Origin of the sequence: uncultured Amphritea sp. (genome assembly GCF_937127095.1) — a bacterium.
GTDB lineage: Bacteria > Pseudomonadota > Gammaproteobacteria > Pseudomonadales > Balneatricaceae > Amphritea.
Genome location: NZ_CAKZLP010000008.1, coordinates 127,762 through 148,548, shown reverse-complemented (window position 1 = coordinate 148,548; position 20,787 = coordinate 127,762). Strand labels below are relative to the sequence as shown.

Genomic DNA, 20,787 nt, shown 5'->3' with positions numbered 1-20,787 from the left:
TCGGTAAAACACCAGCCAAACACCTGGGTAAAAAACTGCTTTGAAGCGTCAAGGTCAGTCGAACCAAATTCGACGTAGTTGAGTTTCTCATGCTGTTTATCCATCATCCCTCTCCTTTCAGTTAAACTGATTTGTCTCTGAAATTATCCGCCTTAAATTTCCTTTAGACAAAATAGATTCACCACAGAGTACACAGAGAACACAGAGAAAAGCAGATTAATAACTCTTCTCGGTGTCCTCTGTAAGCTCTGCGGTAAAAGGTCACTATAGGTTGTTTCGTGGAGTCTCCATCTTGCAGCGAAAAACCTGTTCACTTACACGGACTATCGCCGCGAGGGCGCGCCTCCCACACTACAAAACAGACACACTACCGAGGCAGAGGATAGCTGTTCAATAGCCCTTCTCGGTGCCCTCTGTCAGCTCTGTGGTAAAAGGTCATTATAGGTTGCTTCGTGGAGTCTCCATCTTGCAGCGATAAACCTGTTCACTGGTACGGACTATCGCCGCGAGGGCGCGCCTCCCACACTACAAAACAGACACAGGATAGCTGCTCAATAGCCCTTCTCGGTGCCCTCTGTGCGCTCTGTGGTAAAAGCTCATGTGGCAACAGTATCGAGTGTCGGCATTATAAAAAAAGGCCCTGCACTTGCGTGCAGGGCCTAAGCGTGAAGTGAAACGCACAGTCCTTGATAGGGAGGCCTGAACGTCTGACTGCCACTTCGACATCGGTAACACCCTGCGGTTAATCTCTCTGCAGGATGAGAAATTGTTTAGTGCTTAGAAGCTATCGCCGGGAATGCGGACGAATCCTTCCATCAGCACCCGTGCGCTTCGGCTCATCACTGCTTTGGTTGCAGTCCAGTCTCCGTTCGCTTGCTTCGATGCGGCCGCACCCACGCGCAGAGTGCCGGACGGATGACCGAAGACAACCGCATCGCGCTCAACACCACCCGCAGCCAGGTTCACCAGAGAACCCTGTACCGCAGCGGCAGTCGCGATAGCCACAGATGCAGTGCCCATCATCGCGTGATGCAGTTTACCCATCGACAGAGCACGGACACAGACATCGATATCAGCCGCTGAGATCTGCTTGCCACTAGACGATACATAGTCAGTCGCTGGCGCAACAAAGGCCACTTTAGGCGTATGCTGACGGGCAACCGCTTCAGAGATATCACTGATCAGGCCCATCTTCACCGCACCATAGGCACGAATCGTTTCAAAACGCTCCAGTGCGGCAGCATCAGAATTAATATCTTTCTGCAGCTCGGTACCGGTATAACCTATATCCGCAGCGTTGAGGAAGATGGTTGGAATACCGGCATTGATCATAGTGGCTTTGAAAGTACCGATTCCCGGAACCTCAAGATCATCCACCAGATTACCGGTCGGGAACATTGAGCCTTCGCCATCGGCCGGGTCCATAAACTCGATCACCACCTCAGCTGCCGGGAATGTCACACCATCCAGCTCAAAGTCACCGGTTTCCTGGACCTCACCGTTAGTCATCGGTACATGGGCGATGATGGTTTTGCTGATGTTTTTCTGCCAGATCCGCACTGTACAGATACCATTTTCAGGAATCCGCTCAGCGTCGACCAGCCCATTGCTGATAGCAAACGCACCCACCGCTGCAGTCAGATTTCCACAGTTACCCGACCAGTCGACAAAAGCTTTGTTGATCGCCACCTGACCAAACAGATAATCGACATCGTGATCCGGCTCGCTGCTCTTATCCAGAATAACTGTCTTGCTGGTACTGGAGGTTGCCCCACCCATACCATCGATCTGCTGACCATAGGGATCAGGGCTACCGATCACCCGCAACAAGATATTATCGCGGGCTTCACCCGGCTGCTGAGCCGCTTCAGGCAGATCCTGACGACGGAAGAAAACACCTTTACTGGTGCCGCCACGGATGTAGGTGGCGGGAATTTTTACCTGTGGGACAAATGCCATTTTTTATATTCCTGTTTCTTTAGCATCATAAAACAATGACACTTATGTTCAGAAAAACCTTAACAAGATCATCAATATAAAGAATCTTGTTAAGAATTTTCATTAAAATACTACAAGACGACCCTTCTGGTAGTAACAAATATTACCATTAAGCTCTTATCAGAATAAATGCAGAGCCAGACAGCTGTTATGTCCGGCTCTGCGCTATCAATCTTTTATGTATTGGCTTCCAGGAAGTCCTGCGCGAAGCGCTGCAGTACACCACCTGCACCGTACACGTGAACCTCTTCAGCGGTATCCAGACGACAGGTCACCGGAATCTCAACCACCTCGCCATTACGGCGGGTCATTACTACAGTCAGATCACAACGCGGGCTGATCTCGCCGACCACATCGTAGGTTTCTGTGCCGTCAATGCCATAGGTGTTGCGGTTATCACCGGCTTTAAACTCCAGTGGTAACACACCCATGCCGACCAGGTTGGTACGGTGGATACGTTCGAAGCCTTCCGCCACGATGGTTTCAACACCCGCCAGACGTACACCTTTGGCCGCCCAGTCACGGGAAGACCCCTGACCATAATCTGCACCGGCGATGATGATCAGCGGTTGCTTACGCTCCATGTAGGTTTCAATCGCTTCCCACATACGGCTTTCCTGACCTTCCGGCTCAATACGCGCCAGAGACCCCTGCTTCACGTCACCGTTTGCATCACGGCACATCTCGTTGAGCAGTTTAGGGTTAGCAAAGGTCGCCCGTTGAGCGGTCAGATGGTCACCCCGGTGAGTTGCGTAAGAGTTAAAGTCCTCTTCCGGCAGACCCATCTTGGCACAGTATTCACCGGCCGCACTGGACGCCTGAATCGCGTTTGAAGGCGACAGGTGGTCAGTGGTGATGTTGTCACCCAGCACCGCCAGAGGCACCATGCCCTTCATGGTACGCTCACCGGCCAGTGCGCCTTCCCAGTACGGCGGACGACGGATATAGGTGGTCTGTGGACGCCAGTCATACAGCGGGCTTGCTGATTTAGCGACATCACCCAGATCAAACATCGGGATGTAAACCTGGTTAAACTGCTCAGGTTTTACACAGCTGGAGACGATCGCATCGATCTCTTCATCACTCGGCCAGATATCTTTCAGAGTGACCTGATTGCCATCTTTGTCGGTACCGAGGATATCTTTTTCGATGTCAAAACGGATAGTACCGGCAATGGCATAAGCTACCACCAGCGGTGGTGAAGCCAGGAATGCCTGCTTGGCGTACGGATGAATCCGGCCATCAAAGTTACGGTTTCCGGACAGCACAGCCGTGGCATAAAGATCACGGTCGATGATCTCTTGCTGAATCACAGGGTCCAGCGCGCCACTCATACCGTTACAGGTCGTACAGGCGTAGCCCACAATACCGAAGCCCAGTTTTTCCATCTCAGACAGCAAACCGGCTTCTTCCAGGTACAACTTAGCCACCTTAGAACCCGGTGCAAAAGAGGTTTTAACCCAGGGCTTACGAATCAGCCCCAGTTCATTGGCTTTCTTCGCCACCAGACCTGCAGCAACCACGTTGCGCGGGTTAGAGGTGTTAGTACAGCTGGTGATCGCAGCGATAATCACTGCGCCATCCGGCATCAGACCATCGGCCTCTTCTACCTTAGCAGCGGCCAGCATCGCATCACTGGAAATACCACGCTCGTTCAGCGCCGAGGTTGGCAGACGGCGATGTGGGTTAGACGGACCTGCCATGTTGCGTACAACGGTAGACAGATCAAACTCCAGTACCCGCTCATACTGAGCGTCAACCAGATCATCCGCCCAGAGGCCGGTCTCTTTAGCGTACTGTTCTACTAACGCAACCTGCTCGGGTTCACGGCCGGTCAGCTTCAGGTAGTCGATGGTCTGTTCGTCGATATAGAACATACCGGCAGAGGCACCGAACTCAGGTGTCATGTTAGAGATCGTGGCACGGTCACCGATGGTCAGTGCTTTAGCGCCCTCACCAAAGAATTCCAGGTAGGCAGACACGACTTTCTGATTGCGCAGAAACTCAGTAATCGCCAGCACCATATCGGTCGCGGTGATGCCCGGATGACGCTTACCAATCAGCTTAACGCCGATAATGTCCGGCAGACGCATCATAGAAGGACGGCCCAGCATTACGGTTTCAGCTTCCAAACCACCCACACCGATAGCGATAACACCCAGTGCATCGACGTGTGGCGTGTGGCTGTCAGTACCCACACAGGTATCCGGGAAGGCAACCCCATCGCGCGCCTGGATCACCGGAGACATCTTCTCTAGGTTGATCTGGTGCATGATGCCGTTACCGGCAGGGATCACGTCAACGTTATCAAACGCAGTCTTACACCACTCGATAAAGTGGAAACGGTCATCGTTACGACGGTCTTCAATATCACGGTTTTTCTGGAAAGCATCCGGATCAAACCCTGGTGCTTCCACTGCCAGCGAGTGGTCAACAATCAGCTGGGTTGGCACAACCGGGTTAACTTTTGCAGGGTCACCGCCCTGATCAGCAATCGCATCACGCAGACCTGCCAGGTCAACCAGTGCGGTCTGACCGAGGATATCATGGCAAACCACCCGTGCAGGGTACCAGGGAAAATCCAGGTCCTGCTTACGTTCAATCAACTGCTTCAGAGAATCAGTCAGTGCTTCTGGCTCGCAACGACGCACCAGCTGCTCAGCCAGCACACGGGAGGTGTACGGCAAAGTTGCATAAGCACCGGGTTTAATCGCTTCGACCGCCGCGCGGGTGTCGAAGTAATCCAGGCCGGTGCCTGCTAAGGATTTACGGTATTCAGTGTTCATATAACACCTGTATTAGTCATTATTGAATTCGGAGCAAGGATAAAAAACCCCACCAAATTATCTGGAGGCTCTCGAACCTGATCGATCGTTATGAGAAAAAGCCCGGCTTGAGTCAGTTTTCATGCTCTTTCGAGGCGAATAGCCCGCTATTTAACGAGAAAGAGCATAAAAAATGGCCGAGTCCGGATTGTTCGTAATAGATCAGCGTCAGGTTCGATAGTCTCCTTTTATGCACGATCAGCAATATCAACCCACTCAGCACTGTCCGGACCGGTATAATCAGCAGACGGACGGATGATGCGGTTATTGGCACGCTGCTCCATCACGTGTGCAGTCCAGCCTGCTGCCCGGGAGCACACAAAGATCGGCGTAAACAGTTCAGTCGGAATGCCCATGAAGTTGTAGGCAGAGGCATGGAAGAAATCAGCATTACAGAAGAGCTTTTTCTCGCGCCACATAACCGCTTCGACACGCTCGGAAACCGCATAGAGGTACTCATCGCCAACCTGCTTCGACAGCTTTTCAGACCACTCTTTGATAATCGCATTACGCGGGTCAGAATCACGGTAGATCGCGTGACCAAAGCCCATGATCTTATCTTTACGGGCCAGCATCGCCATGATTTCAGCTTCGGCTTCATCCGGAGAGCGCCAGTCCTGAATCATCGCCATCGCCGCTTCGTTAGCACCGCCATGCAGTGGGCCGCGCAATGAACCGATAGCCGCGGTTACACAGCTATGGATATCAGACAAAGTAGAAGCACACACACGAGCGGTAAAGGTTGACGCGTTAAACTCGTGCTCGGCATAGAGAATCAGAGACGCATGCATTACATCAACATGCAGTGGCTCTGGTTTCTTGTCATGCAGGGTCCAGAGGAACTGTTCACCGATAGAGTCAGCATCGGTTTCAACATCGATACGTTTACCGTTGTGGCTGAAGTTGTACCAGTAGTTGATCATGCCCGGGAACACCGCCAGCATACGATCAATATGATCATGCTGCTCAGCAAAGCTCTGCTCAGTTTCCAGGTTACCCAGCATTGAACAGCCGGTACGCATCACATCCATTGGATGAGCATCAGCAGGAATCTGTTCCAGAACAGTTTTGAGAGCTTCAGGCAGCGCACGCATACATTTCAGACGCGCTTTATAAGCATCCAGTTCACCCTGGTTGGGCAGCTTGCCATACAGCAGCAAGTATGCCACCTCTTCGAACTGAGCTTTGTCGGCCAGTTCTTTGATATCGTAGCCACGGTAAGTAAGACCAGCACCGGTCTGTCCTACTGTACACAGTGCTGTGTCACCGGCGGACTGCCCACGCAGACCCGCACCGCTTAATTTCTTAGCTTCAGCCATCCTATCTCTCCTCTCTGCTTTCGAGCCTGAAAAGTATTCACCCGTTACAGTATTTTTGCTCTGACTTATTAAGAATCTATCCGCTGCATCGATACAACGTATAAATTTAAAGCGTTATAAGCGCAGGAAAGAGCAACGTTTGATAACCTCTTTCCCCGCGCCATAGCGTTAATTACTTGTTCTTACCTTCTTTGAACAGCGCGTCCAGCTTCTGCTCAAAATCGTGGTAGTTAAGGAAGTCGTACAGATCCATACGGGTCTGCATGGTGTCGACAACGGCTTTCTGATCACCATCACGCAGAATCGCTTCAAACACGTTCAGGGCTGCCAGGTTTGCTGCGCGGAATGCTGACAGTGGGTACAGCACCATGGTAACGCCGTTATCAGCCAGTTCACGGGTGTTGAACAGCGGAGTCGCACCAAACTCAGTGATGTTAGCCAGCAGATGAGCACCGTTAATGCCATCAGCAAACGCCTGATAATCATCCAGCGTGTGCACTGCTTCAGCGAAGATAGCGTCAGCACCGGCTTCCAGACATGCCTGAGCACGGTCAACCGCAGCATTCAATCCATCCATCTGGAACGCATCGGTACGGGCAATCAGGAAGAAATCATCATCGGTCTTGGCATCAACAGCAGCCTTAACCCGATCAACCATCTCGCTAACAGAAACGATCTCTTTATTCGGACGGTGACCACAGCGCTTCTGAGCCACCTGGTCTTCGATATGACACCCGGCTGCACCCGCTTTAATCGTTTCTTTTATAGTACGGGCAATATTGAATGCACCACCCCAACCGGTATCGATATCGACAATCAGAGGTGTTTCAACAGCACTGGATACCCGACGAACATCTTCCAGAACATCGTTCATAGAGGTCATACCCAGATCAGGCAGACCGTAAGATGCGTTTGCAATACCACCACCTGACAGATAAACAGCCCGATGGCCAACACGCTCTGCCATCATGGCGTGATACGCATTTACCGTACCCACGATCTGTAGTGGATGTGTTTCTGCTAATACTTTGCGGAAACGTCCGCCAGCGGTCAGTTTGCTCATAGGTTATTCCCTCTCTTCTTTGTTCGTTGGGTTCAGACGTTCTTCAATATTGCGGCGTGCCCGGCCAATATGCCGACGCATCAGCAGTTCCGCCAGCTCACCATCCCTCTCTTCAATCGCATCAAGGATGCGATGGTGTTCCTTCAGGGCGCGCTGTGGACGTGATTTTGAAACGCTGAACTGATAGCGGTACATGCGCACCAGGTGATAAAGCTCTCCACCGAGCAGTTCAAACAGCTTAGTATTTTTGCTGGATTGAACTATCCGGTAGTGGAAATCCAGGTCGCCCTCTTTCTGAAAATAGGCCCGGCCGTCAATTTCCTGAATATTTCTTTCATGCTGATAGAGCAGTTCCCGCAGACTGTTGATCTCAGCTGTTGACATATTTTCAGCAGCGAGTCGACAGGCCATCCCTTCAAGGGCTTCGCGGATGCGATAGATCTCAACCAGCTCTTCCGGTGTCAGAGACACCACCCGTGCACCGACATGGGGAATCCGTACCACCAATCGCAGCCCTTCAAGCTGACGAATCGCTTCACGCAGAGGCCCACGGCTAATGCCGTATGTGCGTGCCAGTTCCGGCTCACTGATCTTCTGACCCGGGGGGATATCACCACGAACAATCGCGGTAATCAGCTGTCCGCTGACACGATCTGCCAGGGTGCGCACTTCTGCTGAACTTTCGGTTAACTCTATGATTTCTGCCATTACAACCTTCTTGATGGATTGTCGACAATCTTGTTATTTGGTTAACAATACAGACCAGTAACTGCCTCGTCAACCATACTAAAGACAAAAACTGTCGACATACTACAAAAGTATAGGGGTATATACTGACTTAAAAGACCGGTATAAAAAAGCCCCGCATAACGAGGCTTGAAGTCTAGCTCAGAGGGACGGATCAAGCGAGGAAACGCAGCAGTTCAGCATCCATAATACGGGCGATCTGACGCGGTTTTTGAAATGGCAGCGAATGATCAGTGCCCGGCACCATAAAGTAGTGCCAGTTAGGCAGGCGTTCAGCCAGATCCCGCTGATACTGGTGCATCAGATCAACACTGTGGCCGCCAATAAAACTGGAAACATCCCCCTGAGCCGCCACCAGCGCTTCCCGGTCGATGGTATTTATCGCCTGAGTGACACAATTAAGAGCGTTGGCAAACCCCAATGGACGAGCGCCAAGACGCTGGATTGTCAACAACTCGGCCTGCGGCGCTACTTTGCGGTTGGGTGAGATCGTATCCAGAAACGCTTTAATGCCTATTTCTGCCTGATCCCCTTTAAGATGCTCGGCCGCTTCACTAAACTGTAGTCGCAGGTTCACCGTAGACTCCCAGCTGGGCCGGTCCAGAACCGCCGCTTCCATCAGATACTGTTTCTGCACCCGCTCATGATAACGCTGCTTATAGAGCAGTGAGACCATTCCCCCCATTGAGTAGCCTGCCAGATCGAACTGCCACCAGCCGAGATGGTCCACCAGTGCGCCAATATCATTAACCAGCTCATTCACCGTAAACGAATATTCCTCGCCGTCAGGGTAACGGGTATTGCCGGTGCCCCGCTGATCGGGAATCAGAATCTCATCCCACTGCTGTACCAGCATCGCAATCGCCGCCCAGGTATCCTCACCCGCCACTCCAGCGCCGTGCAACATCACGATACGACGGGGCGACCCCTCACAGGCTTTCTTATACAACTGATAACTCACCTGCTGGTCGGGAAGGTTGAGCTGATGCTGACTAATCTTATAAGGGTGTTTAATCATGACGACACTTCTGATGACTATGAGCTATAACTAAGAACTACTAAAAAGCGACTACTAAAAAGCCTCGACTAAAAAGCAGCAACTAAAAAGCGGTTACTAAAAACAGTTACACATGAAACCGGATATTATCCTGTTGTGACTCAGAATTCCCCTCCTGTCCCGGAGAAAGCGGTAAATAACACAGATCAACCTCGCTTTACCGCTAATGGCTCGCTACAATTCCTTTTTTCGCCAGGCTGTTATTCCGCTGTTCACGCAGCGTGTTTTATCAGCGTGACGAGCAATCTATAACGGCCAGTCATCCGCTAACGGTTATTTTCATTAACGGCTGACTGCAAGCATTAAGGGTTATCGGGTGTACAGACTTTTCCCACTCCCATATCTGGCAAACAGCACCCTCTATTTCGAACGCATCCGGCACCTTCCAGCCCCGGTATATCTCGACAGCGGTAAACCTGCTGGCCGTTACGGACGCTACGATATCATCGCCGCCAAACCGCTGGTTAAACTCAGCTACAGCGACAATGTTACCCAGATTAGCCGTCACAACGGTAAAGAACAGTTAAACGGCAACCCATTCAAACATCTGCAGCAGGTGTTTGAACCGTATCAACGGCAGTGCCCAGCCCCCGAACAGGCAGAGATTAAAGCGCTACCATTCTGCGGCGGCTTGCTAGGCTATTTTGCTTACGATCTGGGCCGATGCCTGGAAACCCTGCCGGAACAGACAGAAAAAGATATCGACCTTCCGGATATGCAGGTAGGCATCTATGGCTGGGCGGTAATCGTCGATCACCAGCAACAACAAACGGTGCTGGTGACCTCACCGCTGGTTGATCAAACTGATGCGGAACGTTATCTGCAACTACTGCAATCATCCCCGGTGAAAGAGAATGGCCCGTTCACCCTGAAGACACAATTTACAAGCAATGTGACTGAGGCGGAATATCACCACTCACTCAATCGTATCAGCGACTACATCCAGGGCGGTGACTGCTATCAGGTTAACTTTGCACAGCGGTTTACGGCTGAGTGTCAGGGAGACCCCTGGAGTGCCTATAAACAACTGCGCGAACATGCTCCTACCCCCTATTCTGCCTTTATAGAAACCGAAGCCGGGGCGATTTTATCCCACTCACCGGAACAGTTTCTTGAAGTCTGCGATGGCCGCGTCACCACTAAACCGATAAAAGGCACCCTGCCACGAGGTGCCAACCCGGCCGAAGATGCTCAACTCAAACTGGCACTGCATGACAGTGAGAAGGACCGTTCAGAAAACCTGATGATCGTCGACCTGATGCGCAACGATATCAGCAAAGCCTGCGAACTTGGTAGCGTCAGAGTGCCAAAACTATTCGCCGTAGAGTCTTACGCCAATGTCCATCATCTGGTCAGCACCATCACTGGCAAACTCTCCAGCGACCAAAACCCACTGAGTCTGCTGGAGCACAGTTTCCCCGGCGGCTCCATCACCGGCGCCCCGAAGATCCGCGCCATGGAGATCATTGAAGAACTAGAGCCCCACCGCCGCTCCATCTACTGCGGCTCCATCGGCTACCTGAGCTTCTCCGGCCAGCTGGACACCAGCATCACCATCCGCACCCTGATCTGCCAGAACGACAAAATCCACTGCTGGGCCGGCGGCGGCATCGTCGCAGATTCGGTAACGGCGAATGAATATCAGGAAACTTACGATAAGGTGAACAACCTGCTGTGGCCGTTGGAGGAGACTATTGGGAAGAGCAGTAGCTAGACGTCACTGCGTGACTTGCTAGTGGTTAGACGCGACTGCGTCGCTTGCTAGAAAAAGCGTTGGTACGGTGGACTAAAGGGGTTCAGGGGCAAGAAATAAATCTCTCCCCTGTTCCCTGTCAGGCCCAGCGAGCATATAAATCATTGTCGCGGTAGTGTTCAGAATTCTGTGTCATTTCTTTAAAATAGCCCCAAAAGAGATGACATATGACCAAACCAACATTCGATATGGAAACCGCTCTGCAAGCCCTGCGTGAAGGAAAAGATCTCACTGGCAAAGACGGCATTCTAACCCCTCTAATCAAGCAACTCACCGAAGCCGCTATGCAGGCTGAGCTTGAAGACCATTTGTCCAAGGACGAAAAACCCAATCGGAAAAATGGCTCAAGCAAAAAAACCATGAAAAGCCCGGCAGGTAGTTTTGAACTTGATACGCCACGAGATCGTTCTGGCACCTTCGAGCCTCAGATCGTCAAAAAGCACCAAACTCAGCTAACAGATGAGCTGGAGCGTAAAGTTCTGGGTTTATATGCTCTGGGTAACAGTTATCAGGACATTCGTGGACATATCGAAGAGCTGTACGGTATGAGCCTCTCCAATGGCACGCTCAATGCGGTAACGGATAAGCTGTTATCCGAGTTGAAAGCCTGGCGAGAACGCGATTTAGATGCCATCTATCCCATCGTCTGGCTCGATGCCATTCACTACAAAATCAAAGATAACGGCCGTTACGTCAGTAAGGCGATTTACACTATTCTCGATGTGAACATCGAAGGTAAAAAAGAACTGTTGGGTCTGTATGTATCAGATACAGAGTGTGCACATCATTGGCTCAGCGTACTGACTGACCTAAATAACCGAGGGATTAAAGACATCCTGATCTGCTGTATCGATGGGTTAAAAGGCTTCCCCGAAGCCATTGAAACTATCTTTCCGGAAACAGAGATACAGCACTGTGTGATCCATCAGATCCGCAACTCAATCAAGTATATCGCCAGCAAGAACCAGAAAGCCTTCATGGACGATTTAAAGTGTGTGTATAAGGCTGCCACCCTCAACGCGGCAGAAAGCGCCATGGACGAACTGGAGGTCAAATGGGTTGAAAAGTACCCGATGGTGATCAAATCCTGGCGTACCAAATGGCCGACATTGACAGCCTATTTTAAATACCCTGATTACGTGCGCAAAGCCATTTACACCACTAACGCCGTGGAGGCAGTGCATCGACAGTTTCGCAAACTGACAAAAACCAAAGGCGGTTTTGCCAACGAAAACAGCTTGCTCAAGCTGCTGTATGCCGGTATTTTGAATGTGTCAGAGCGCTGGACTCACCCAGTGCAAAACTGGATCTGACGCTGTCACAGCTGGCGATTCATTTTAGTGGCCGGTTAGATGAGCACATGGACTTGTAAGATTAAAATTTAGCTGACACAGAATTTTGAACAGTCTCCCTTGCTTTGCTTGTTATAATCATTTCATCTACAACTTTTACACATTTTCGCTAAGGGAGGGGACTCCATGACATTCCCTAGTAGTTTAATGGCTTGCTGCCGTAAAAGTTCTTGTTGCTCTGTGCTGAGCTTGCATGCATCTGTAATCATGGCTACATTATATAAGATGTAAACTCTCACGAGTTAATAGAAGTCACTATGTTATATCAAGGGAATGTTCCAAAAAAATCTCTACATGAAATTTCATGACCATTCCTGTCTGGTATCTAGAATACTCCCTAGTAGGCAGAATCTCTCCAAATATTTCTGAACACCAACCACGGATATTAGAATCAATTTCACCCTCATACTCCTCATCACTTTCTAGGCCACCCTGATCTAAAAAACAAAATTTTGCAGTTACGACGCCATCATTTGATTTAAACAATCGATTACTAACAACATCATTACAGTCTACCGGAACCATTTTTCGACCTAATAACCAAGATTGCCGTGCAGTTTTAGGTGAGAAGTTTTCTGCAATATCAACCAGATCACTTATAATAATTTTATTAGGCCAAATCACTCTAACTTTTCGCTGCAATGTTGCACCCCATTTTGAGAACTTAATTTCAGTGACAACATCTACACCAAATTTATTTTCAACAAAACTAACAATCTTAGCTTCAGGTTTTAGTTGTAAATATTGTTGTGGTGTCATCCCATCAAGATCCGTCAAAAAAATACCAGAGTGACCGAAGCTAGATTGAATACATTGCCGATACTGGTCCTTACTATCATATTTATAGCTGCCGCCATCTATCACGATATCATTATTAAAATAGCGAATAGTAATACTAGTATCATCTACTTGCTTATGTCCATCTCCTCTGCGCCCGCAAATTATAGATACATACAAGTCATCGCTCTTAATGACAGCTATATGACTTTCTTTGAACAAACGTGATTTATTGATTGAGTTAGCCGCACTTTTATAAACAGGAGAATCACCTATTGGCGGTATTGATCCATCCGGCCAAACCAAATATTTGAGTGCAGTATTAGCTCTTTCAATAATAGGACTAGCTATAGAGGACAGATCCCCATCTATTTTCCATTTTTGAAACCAAAAGATAGCATCTCTAAAAAGAAACATATTAAACCTATGATAACCTACAGTGTTCTCATTAGCGAAACCATCTTTATCAAAAGTTCGATTAATAGCAGTTATCAGTCGGCTTTTTGACTTATTAACAATAAAATCACCTTGAAGAGTATCATTACCGCCAAGTGCTGCACCGAGTTGTGCAAGAGCCAAATCAGCCATGACTCCATGATTAGTCAGAGCATAATTCGAATCATCTAATAAAAAAAGACATTGTGAGTATAATAAAGCGGCAATACGTCTTATTAAAACAAAATCACTGACTTTTCCCAGCAAAACACTAAGTAATTTCATTAAAACATTTGTACGAACTACTACAGCATGATCTTTACTCGACGAACTATTCCGAAGGCTCATAATCAAAGATTCGTTTACTTCAGAATCTTCTAAAAAATCCAAAAACCCCCGGACAATACCAATAGCAGCCGTAACAAACCGCTCATCACGAGTACTATCATAACCTGATAGCAATGAGCCAACAAATTCTAAAGAGTACAACCAAAGGATATTTGAGTGAGTGTTATTTTCAAAATCCAGCTCCCAATTTATTTTAAATTCTTTATCAACTGGAACTTCACAACCTGTTGCAAGAATCACCTCCCCTGAAAGAACATCATCTAACCCTCGATGCTCATTAAAGCTCCTCCAGTCTTGTCGTATTTCTGTTAAATTTTTTAAGTTTTCGACTAATAAAAAAACAAACTCATCAAAGACTAAACTAGTTTCCCCTAGCATCGGTCTATTTGTATACTTTTGGTAAATTTCTGCTGGTGAAAAAAAATTTTCTACTAAAACACGTAAACTTGTTTGCCCGCCAAAAACATCTCGCACAAACGCCAATATTTCAAACTTACCTTCGACACTTGGTATTTCGAATATCACTTCACAGCAAGCATCATACCAACGAATTTCCTCTCTCTGACCATTGACCAGCAAATAGAAAGCATACTTCAATCCAAGGGAATCTTGTGAATCAATATCCACAGTAGTACATGCATATACCTTATCGACCTCGATCCAAGCAGAAACCTGCAGGTTTAAATCAGCATTGACAACGCACCAATCAAAACGAGAGACCGGGAGACCGTCTTCTGATAGGCCGTTATCTAAAGACAATAAAATTTCATCTTTTGACAACTGATTTATGATTAAGTTTAAAAGGTTCTCAATAGTCACTTTATCTGGAGCAGCATGACCCTCTCCCCAGTCACCGAAAAATAAACCTATTTGATCGCTCTCTTTATCTTTGAAAGCGGCCTCACCGATACGAGTCCATGCTTTTTTACTAAGGAAAGGGAGAGTATGTTTAGCAACATGCCAATCAGATTGATTTTGTAAATAAACAAGGTCAATTTGTGGTTGCAAATTTAAGCCCCGAACATCATGCAAAACCCCAGAGTCTTCAAGCAACTGTTTAAATTTCTCATTTTGCGTACTAATAGGATCCTTTAGCACTGCATCAACTTGCATTTTCATACTAGGAAATGCAGCTGTTAGGTATTTTGCTACAAACACGGGTACATAGTCAGAAATAGAGGTCTGGGGATTCCATACACAAACAGTTGCACGGCAACTCATCATTGTTGCCAACATCAATCCTGCATAGCCGCCTCCCGAACCACCGAAAACGACTAACCGTGCAGAATATTTGTGGGCTATTCTATCAAGCACATTGGCAATACGAAGAGGAAGATCAGGTGTAATTTCATTACCAGCATACCATGATAAGGGAAGTTCTGAATCTAGCGCTAAAGTAGGATCTGAAACAGAAACAATTGGCATAGATAAGCTTTCAGCTATGCCCAAGCCTGAAAAAAATGGAGCTTTTTTTCCATTACGCCCAGATACCGCACCACTTAAGCCTACTAATATCACTGGATCTTTGATGTCACCTTTCAATAATTCTATACCCTGAAGATATAAATCTAAAGCGAGTTCCTTTTCAAGTAATATCTGATGAATACCATCACAATCCAGGCCATCAGTCACTGCATCATACGCACTCCCATATTGATATAATCGAGCCTTCCATGTAGATACATCATATGCATCTACTGGGTACATAATATCACTCCCAACAATCAAGTTTTTATTTGTGATTTTTCTTTCGGAGTTACTTTCAACTATTTTACATTGTGCAACAGAATAGTAGTCATCTACATAATGAAAGGGGCTAATTCCCCACTTATGTGTGTCAGCTGAAGTCTGACAGTACTTAGGAAAGCATAGAATTTGATCCTCTGGAATATCCTCTTCAATTCGCTCGTACATACGCCTTAATAAAAGGTTAGACTGATCTATTTTTTTTTCCGTATAGTTACCCGAAAAACACACACCGCTTTCAGTTTTCTTACTCCAAAAAACCTTATTTAATCTCAGCTTTTTGACACATCCATGATCCTGAAGCACTTTAACGAATACACTCCAACCATTTTCCCATAATTCCCAGTGTTCTTCAGTACCGGAAATAACAATTTCGCCTTTATTCTGATATAAAAAACCACACTGCATTAACTCTCCAGATAAAGTCACAATGTTATCTTGACTACCTACCCATAAATTGAATCGTTCATCTATCAAATCAATGAGCAAAATATCGAAATCCAAATCATCCAAATCTTTAAAAAATGACTTAGTTATATCACGCTCTATCATACGTCTTTGAAAAGGTGATTGAATACTATTCAAACACACTGGCAGCTCACATCCCCATTGACTATTTAAAGAAGCTAGGGAACTTCTTGCATAGTAGTCAACAAGATTTAATTTCACCTCACCAACCTGCATATGAGAAATAATATCCCTTGATACACAGCTACCGAATATTAATATATTAATCCCATTCATTACATTTCAAACCAGAAAATTCCATTACTATATACTACTAACACATACTGAAAATTTTCATTTCTTTTCTAATAATCATCAACTTAGAAACTTGTTTTCGTGCACGTTTAGCCGCCTGAGAAGACTTTTCATTAAATACATTCTCATCTTTATACATTTCAGAAATCCCTTGTGCCATAGCAATTGCATCTTCACCGGGCGCAAGCACACCACAAGTATCGTCAACAAATTCAGGTATTGCTGTAACTCCATTGGTAACGACCACTAATCCAGATGACATAGCTTCATCTTTGGACACTCCTTGTGCATCCATTCTCGTAGGGCAGAGAAAAACACCATAATCTTTATGTATACGTGCTATTTCAATTTGGGATAGAAAACCTTTTTTGATTTTAACATTACCAAATTTTCTCAATGGCTCTAATGTTTCGTCAAAAAGCACCCCATCACCAATAAAACAAAACTCAAGTTCATTAAAGAAATTTTCTTTAGATAACTCTAGCACAGCAGCTACACTCAGGTCATTAGCATATTTTCGAGACGCATATGGGCGTATAGATAATATTTTCTTACGCTGAGAAGTATCTTTTTCAATATATGTAAATAAATCAGTATCTACAGGATTGTGGATGACATCATATTGTATAGATGGCAGTCTAAACCCAAGATCTTCCATTACTTCTTCTGAAAAATACTGTGAAACAAATATCAGTTTTAAATTTTTATGGATAGGTGCTAACAAGGATTTCCAAAAACTTAATCGCACATCGCTTTGTACCTTCGCAGCGTCCAATTCATTTTTGGATTGATAGTTATACTCACGTCTCCACCAAGGTTGTATTTCTGCACCATGAATCCATACGGTCACTTTGATTACATCAACAAAATCACCCAGAATACTCCACATATTCTGATCTAAAAAGTGGACTAGTACATGACTATACTGGCCTGAATCTAACATCCTACGTAACGCTACATTAGATCCAGTAATAACATTCACATTTTGAAATTCATGCCAACTTATCGGTTGATCTTTACGTAATCTAAACACATCAACAGCGACGTTGTGTTCTTGATAGGCTTTTACACGGCTATGAACAAAACCATTTCGGTAAAGATCATCATCACTGGGATAATGATTAGTTAATAAAAGCACGCCTGAACGCCCTAATACCTTAGCGGGTGACAAGTCGCGTTTGCCAAGCATTAATTTTTTAATAGTCCCCGACCCACCTTGATAAATACGAAGCCCAAACCTTACGCTTACGGCGTCTTCAGGAAGTTGAACATCACAATTTTTATTGGCCTGTAAAATTGAATGATTTATGCGGGTTCCGTTAATATCAAAGAAAATGACGACCAAACTGAGATTAAGACCTGGTGACATTTCCAGATGCAGAGGCATAACCTCTGAGTTTTGCTGCCCTTGCATTAATTCTTGAACATTTAGGTCTCCGCCAGTGCGGACATAGATATACTCATGCTTACCTTCTTCAAGTGAAGAAATCACCTCTAGTCCTTCATCGGTAAGGGCAAGCGAAGTAGTAGACGAGCCTGTTGAGAAAAGCAGACTCAATTGTTCCGGCGAGAGTGATGGAATAGCCTCTTCTGGAGTACCTATTGGCATTATCCCTTCCGCCGTCATTATTAAATCAGACAACGGGATACCCTGATCAAAATGCGCATCATTCACTTGGTATTTTAATCTTTCAAACGGATAGCTTACACTCACGCCACTTGTTAAACCGTTATAGCAGTAGTTAAATATATCAACTGCTTGCAGGCTCACACCTATATAGGCTTGAGAGTCAATACTTTCTAACCAAGCGCCAACAGGTACGCATTGTCGATCTGGGGATATGATGGAGGCTCTAACGTTCAAAGGGACATCAGGCTTATATACACTATCAGTGTTAACTTTTACCAGATTCCCACTCTCTTTCTGAAAGTATCCACCTTTACCAATAACACTTGCATCTGTGTAGCGTGTCGCTAATGCCATATCAAGTAAATAATGAGGCCCATAGTAATCTTCTGTACTAAATGCTGCCAACCAACTTTTATCTTTAATCAATGTATTTAATGTTATATTGCTTATATCAGATAATTGTTCACAGGATAACAACTCAGTTATACCGTACTCTTTAGCTGCAACTAATACCTGAGTCGGTGTAATATTATCACACGTCACAATTAATAATGATTTTCTCACATATTTTTGTGATATAAAGCTATTTAATACGTTGTCGAGCTTTTTCTGATCACTTACCAAGCTAATGACCGTTATTACTGGCAATAAATGTTCATGTATACGGTTCGTTACTTTAGTCAGAATATAATCGAGCCTGTCCTGATAAGTATGTTCCTGCAATACTTTACGTAAGCCAGTCAACCTCAACTTATCAGCTTGATCAGGTTCCGCTTCAAGCATCTCAAGACGACTGATAATTGCAGCACCATTATCCGAGGTAACAACAAGATCGCCGAACATTAATCTAACACCCTGCGAAAAGTTACTGATTGTAATAGTGTTAGAACCTAGTAACTCATAAACCCTACGCGCAAACATAGTTTGTGACTGCTTGATTGAATTCAAGTTAATTGCGTAACGATAGCCCTTGTAGGCTCTATCTATCTCACTGAATGGCAAAGTACCTACAATATAAGGTTGATAAATTTCAGGAAATTGATAGTTAGAATCATTTTTACCATAGTTACGGTCATAGATTTCTAAAGGTCTAAATTTAGGAAACACGTCAACGAATGTTTCTAAATCTTTTGTTCGCTGAGGGTACTTTGTATAATAAGCACCAGCAAAGCAAAACGCATTTTTTCGTTTGTAAATTTCAATCGGATTAGTTAGTCGTGGTTGGCAAGCAAACGGCAAGAAATATACATTATTATGCCCCAACGCGGCCTTATAGCGATGTATACAGTCCATATCCGTTGTGAACACATAATCAAACATTTTTGCTGTATTCAAAAAAGTCTCGAAGTGAACAGGATCTTCTTTATTCCAAAAAATAGTAGGTATATTATGCTTGTTACACCACTGAATAATACCTTGCACTTCTTGGCTTTTATGGCCTACCTTACTTCCCCAAAGCTCATCTTTTCCCCGCCACGCCGACTCGATAAAAAGGAATTCAGGCCTAAATACTTCTAACTCTTGCTTCCAACATTCAGGCGTTAATTGTTGAAAAACACCCTCTGGGCTATAAGACAGGTACGTAAAATCATCCATAATACAGGCGATTTTAGGCTTCCGTACTTTAACTTCTTTATCCGCCCCATAACTTGATTTCAAATCATTGAACAAAGGCTGTAGGCTCGTTTCCCATTTGTATCTTGTAGCGACAAGCTCTATAGCCTTAGAAAGTCTAGCTTGTATCAACTCAGATGTTGAATTTTTAACCTCAATAATAGTGTTGGCTAAAGAATCGATATCTCCTTTTTGATACAACCAACCTAACTCCCCTTGCTTGAAGAATTCAACTAATGGAGCAACGTTCGACGCTATAACAGGTTTTCGATGTATTACATATTCAAGAGGTTTTATCGGACTAACTAACTCACAAACGGGCAATGCTTTACGAGCTATCACCAAACAGTCTACAGCTGCATAATAATCAGATAGTTGTTCTGGTCTCACACGACCTGTAAAAGTAACCCTTTCTTCGACATTTAATATCTTGGCAAGCTGAATTAAGTTTTCTACAATAGGCTCTTTTGGGCTACCCTCTATATTATTTGCAGGACTATAACCACCTACTATAAACAGATGTATATCGTGATTTCTAATTTTCGCTAATGCTTTTATGACATCATCTAACCCTTCATACTCAGTTATCGCACCGACGTAACCCAATACGTAAGTTTCCTTAGATATCCCAAAAAAATTACGTAGCTTCTGGTTCATTTTTTTACCATCAGCCGGAATTTCTGACACACTATTAGGTATAATGCGAATATTTTCTTCTGCTGCCCCTCGTTTTAACAATTCACTCTTCATATATTGGTTAAGCGTGTAAATACGAACAGCATTTCTTATTACATAACTTTCACGATCGTGATGTTCCTTAAATTGAGAACTTTCTCCCCATCCGACCTGACGTGAAGCCCTCGATATCTCCCAGAAGCCTCTGACTTCATATGAAAAAGGCAATCCTAATTGTTTTGCTGCAATCAATGCTGGTAGAGCAACTTCATGATTCGATGCAGCTAATACTACAGCAGGTCTATAAATACGAAACAATTCTAAAAAGCGTTCGACACTAGCTTCTAAATGAGAAACTTCATTTACTGGACGCTGATCCTTTACCCAACGACTATGAATATACCTTACACCATCAACATGCATTTCCGGTTGAATGCTGCTTTTATCAACACCTAATTCCCAAGGACGCCCAGGTCGAACAAAACATAACACCTCAAAACCTTGCTGATTCAACGCTTTCGCAATGCCTTGTGTTCTAATAGCATAACCATTACTGGCGTAACTTTGCCCGTGACTGACAACATAGGCTATGCGTTGTTCAATTGGATGGTGAATTACAGGAAGGTTTTTCTCTGCCAATAACCGAGCTTTTTGCAGCAGTACATCCATATCGTTTATTTACCTAT

The 20,787-nt window shown here is 45.5% G+C and carries 9 protein-coding genes and 1 pseudogene; 2 read left to right on the top strand and 8 right to left on the bottom strand.

All coding sequences use genetic code 11. The features are described from left to right. Positions 1-777 precede the first annotated feature (777 nt). The 6 genes from prpF to Q0499_RS01775 form a co-directional block, all read right to left on the bottom strand. Positions 778-1,959, bottom strand: a complete 1,182-nt coding sequence (gene prpF, locus Q0499_RS01800; protein WP_299195369.1) for a 2-methylaconitate cis-trans isomerase PrpF — start codon at positions 1,957-1,959, stop codon at positions 778-780. A gap of 215 nt (positions 1,960-2,174) precedes the next feature. Then, the gene (acnD, locus tag Q0499_RS01795; protein ID WP_299195367.1) at positions 2,175-4,784 is read right to left on the bottom strand and encodes a Fe/S-dependent 2-methylisocitrate dehydratase AcnD; all 2,610 of its coding nucleotides are present in this window, start codon (positions 4,782-4,784) and stop codon (positions 2,175-2,177) included. A 227-nt stretch (positions 4,785-5,011) separates the two neighbouring features. Beyond that, positions 5,012-6,142 (bottom strand): 2-methylcitrate synthase, encoded by a 1,131-nt coding sequence (prpC, locus tag Q0499_RS01790; protein WP_299195365.1) that lies wholly within the window; start codon positions 6,140-6,142, stop codon positions 5,012-5,014. Positions 6,143-6,314: 172 nt separating this feature from the next. Beyond that, positions 6,315-7,205, bottom strand: a complete 891-nt coding sequence (gene prpB, locus Q0499_RS01785; RefSeq protein ID WP_299195363.1) for a methylisocitrate lyase — start codon at positions 7,203-7,205, stop codon at positions 6,315-6,317. 3 nt (positions 7,206-7,208) lie between these two features. After that, on the bottom strand, positions 7,209-7,913 hold the full coding sequence (locus Q0499_RS01780; RefSeq protein WP_299195361.1) for a GntR family transcriptional regulator: 705 nt from the start codon (positions 7,911-7,913) through the stop codon (positions 7,209-7,211). A gap of 193 nt (positions 7,914-8,106) precedes the next feature. Then, complete coding sequence (locus tag Q0499_RS01775) at positions 8,107-8,970, bottom strand: alpha/beta hydrolase (protein WP_299195359.1); 864 nt, start codon at positions 8,968-8,970, stop codon at positions 8,107-8,109. Positions 8,971-9,325: 355 nt separating this feature from the next. Here Q0499_RS01775 and pabB point away from each other — a divergent pair, with 355 nt between their 5' ends. Then, positions 9,326-10,723 carry an aminodeoxychorismate synthase component I gene (gene pabB, locus Q0499_RS01770; RefSeq protein ID WP_299195357.1) on the top strand — a complete coding sequence of 466 codons (1,398 nt, stop codon included), beginning with the start codon at positions 9,326-9,328 and terminating at the stop codon, positions 10,721-10,723. A gap of 206 nt (positions 10,724-10,929) precedes the next feature. After that, positions 10,930-12,134 (top strand): annotated as a pseudogene (locus Q0499_RS01765) (IS256 family transposase). 235 nt (positions 12,135-12,369) lie between these two features. On the opposite strand, the gene Q0499_RS01760 reads toward Q0499_RS01765, so the two are convergent. Further along, positions 12,370-16,164: a DUF6270 domain-containing protein gene (locus Q0499_RS01760; protein ID WP_299195355.1), complete on the bottom strand. Its 3,795-nt coding sequence runs from the start codon at positions 16,162-16,164 to the stop codon at positions 12,370-12,372. 37 nt (positions 16,165-16,201) lie between these two features. Beyond that, positions 16,202-20,770: a glycosyltransferase gene (locus tag Q0499_RS01755; RefSeq protein WP_299195353.1), complete on the bottom strand. Its 4,569-nt coding sequence runs from the start codon at positions 20,768-20,770 to the stop codon at positions 16,202-16,204. Between the last annotated feature and the right edge of the window lie 17 nt (positions 20,771-20,787).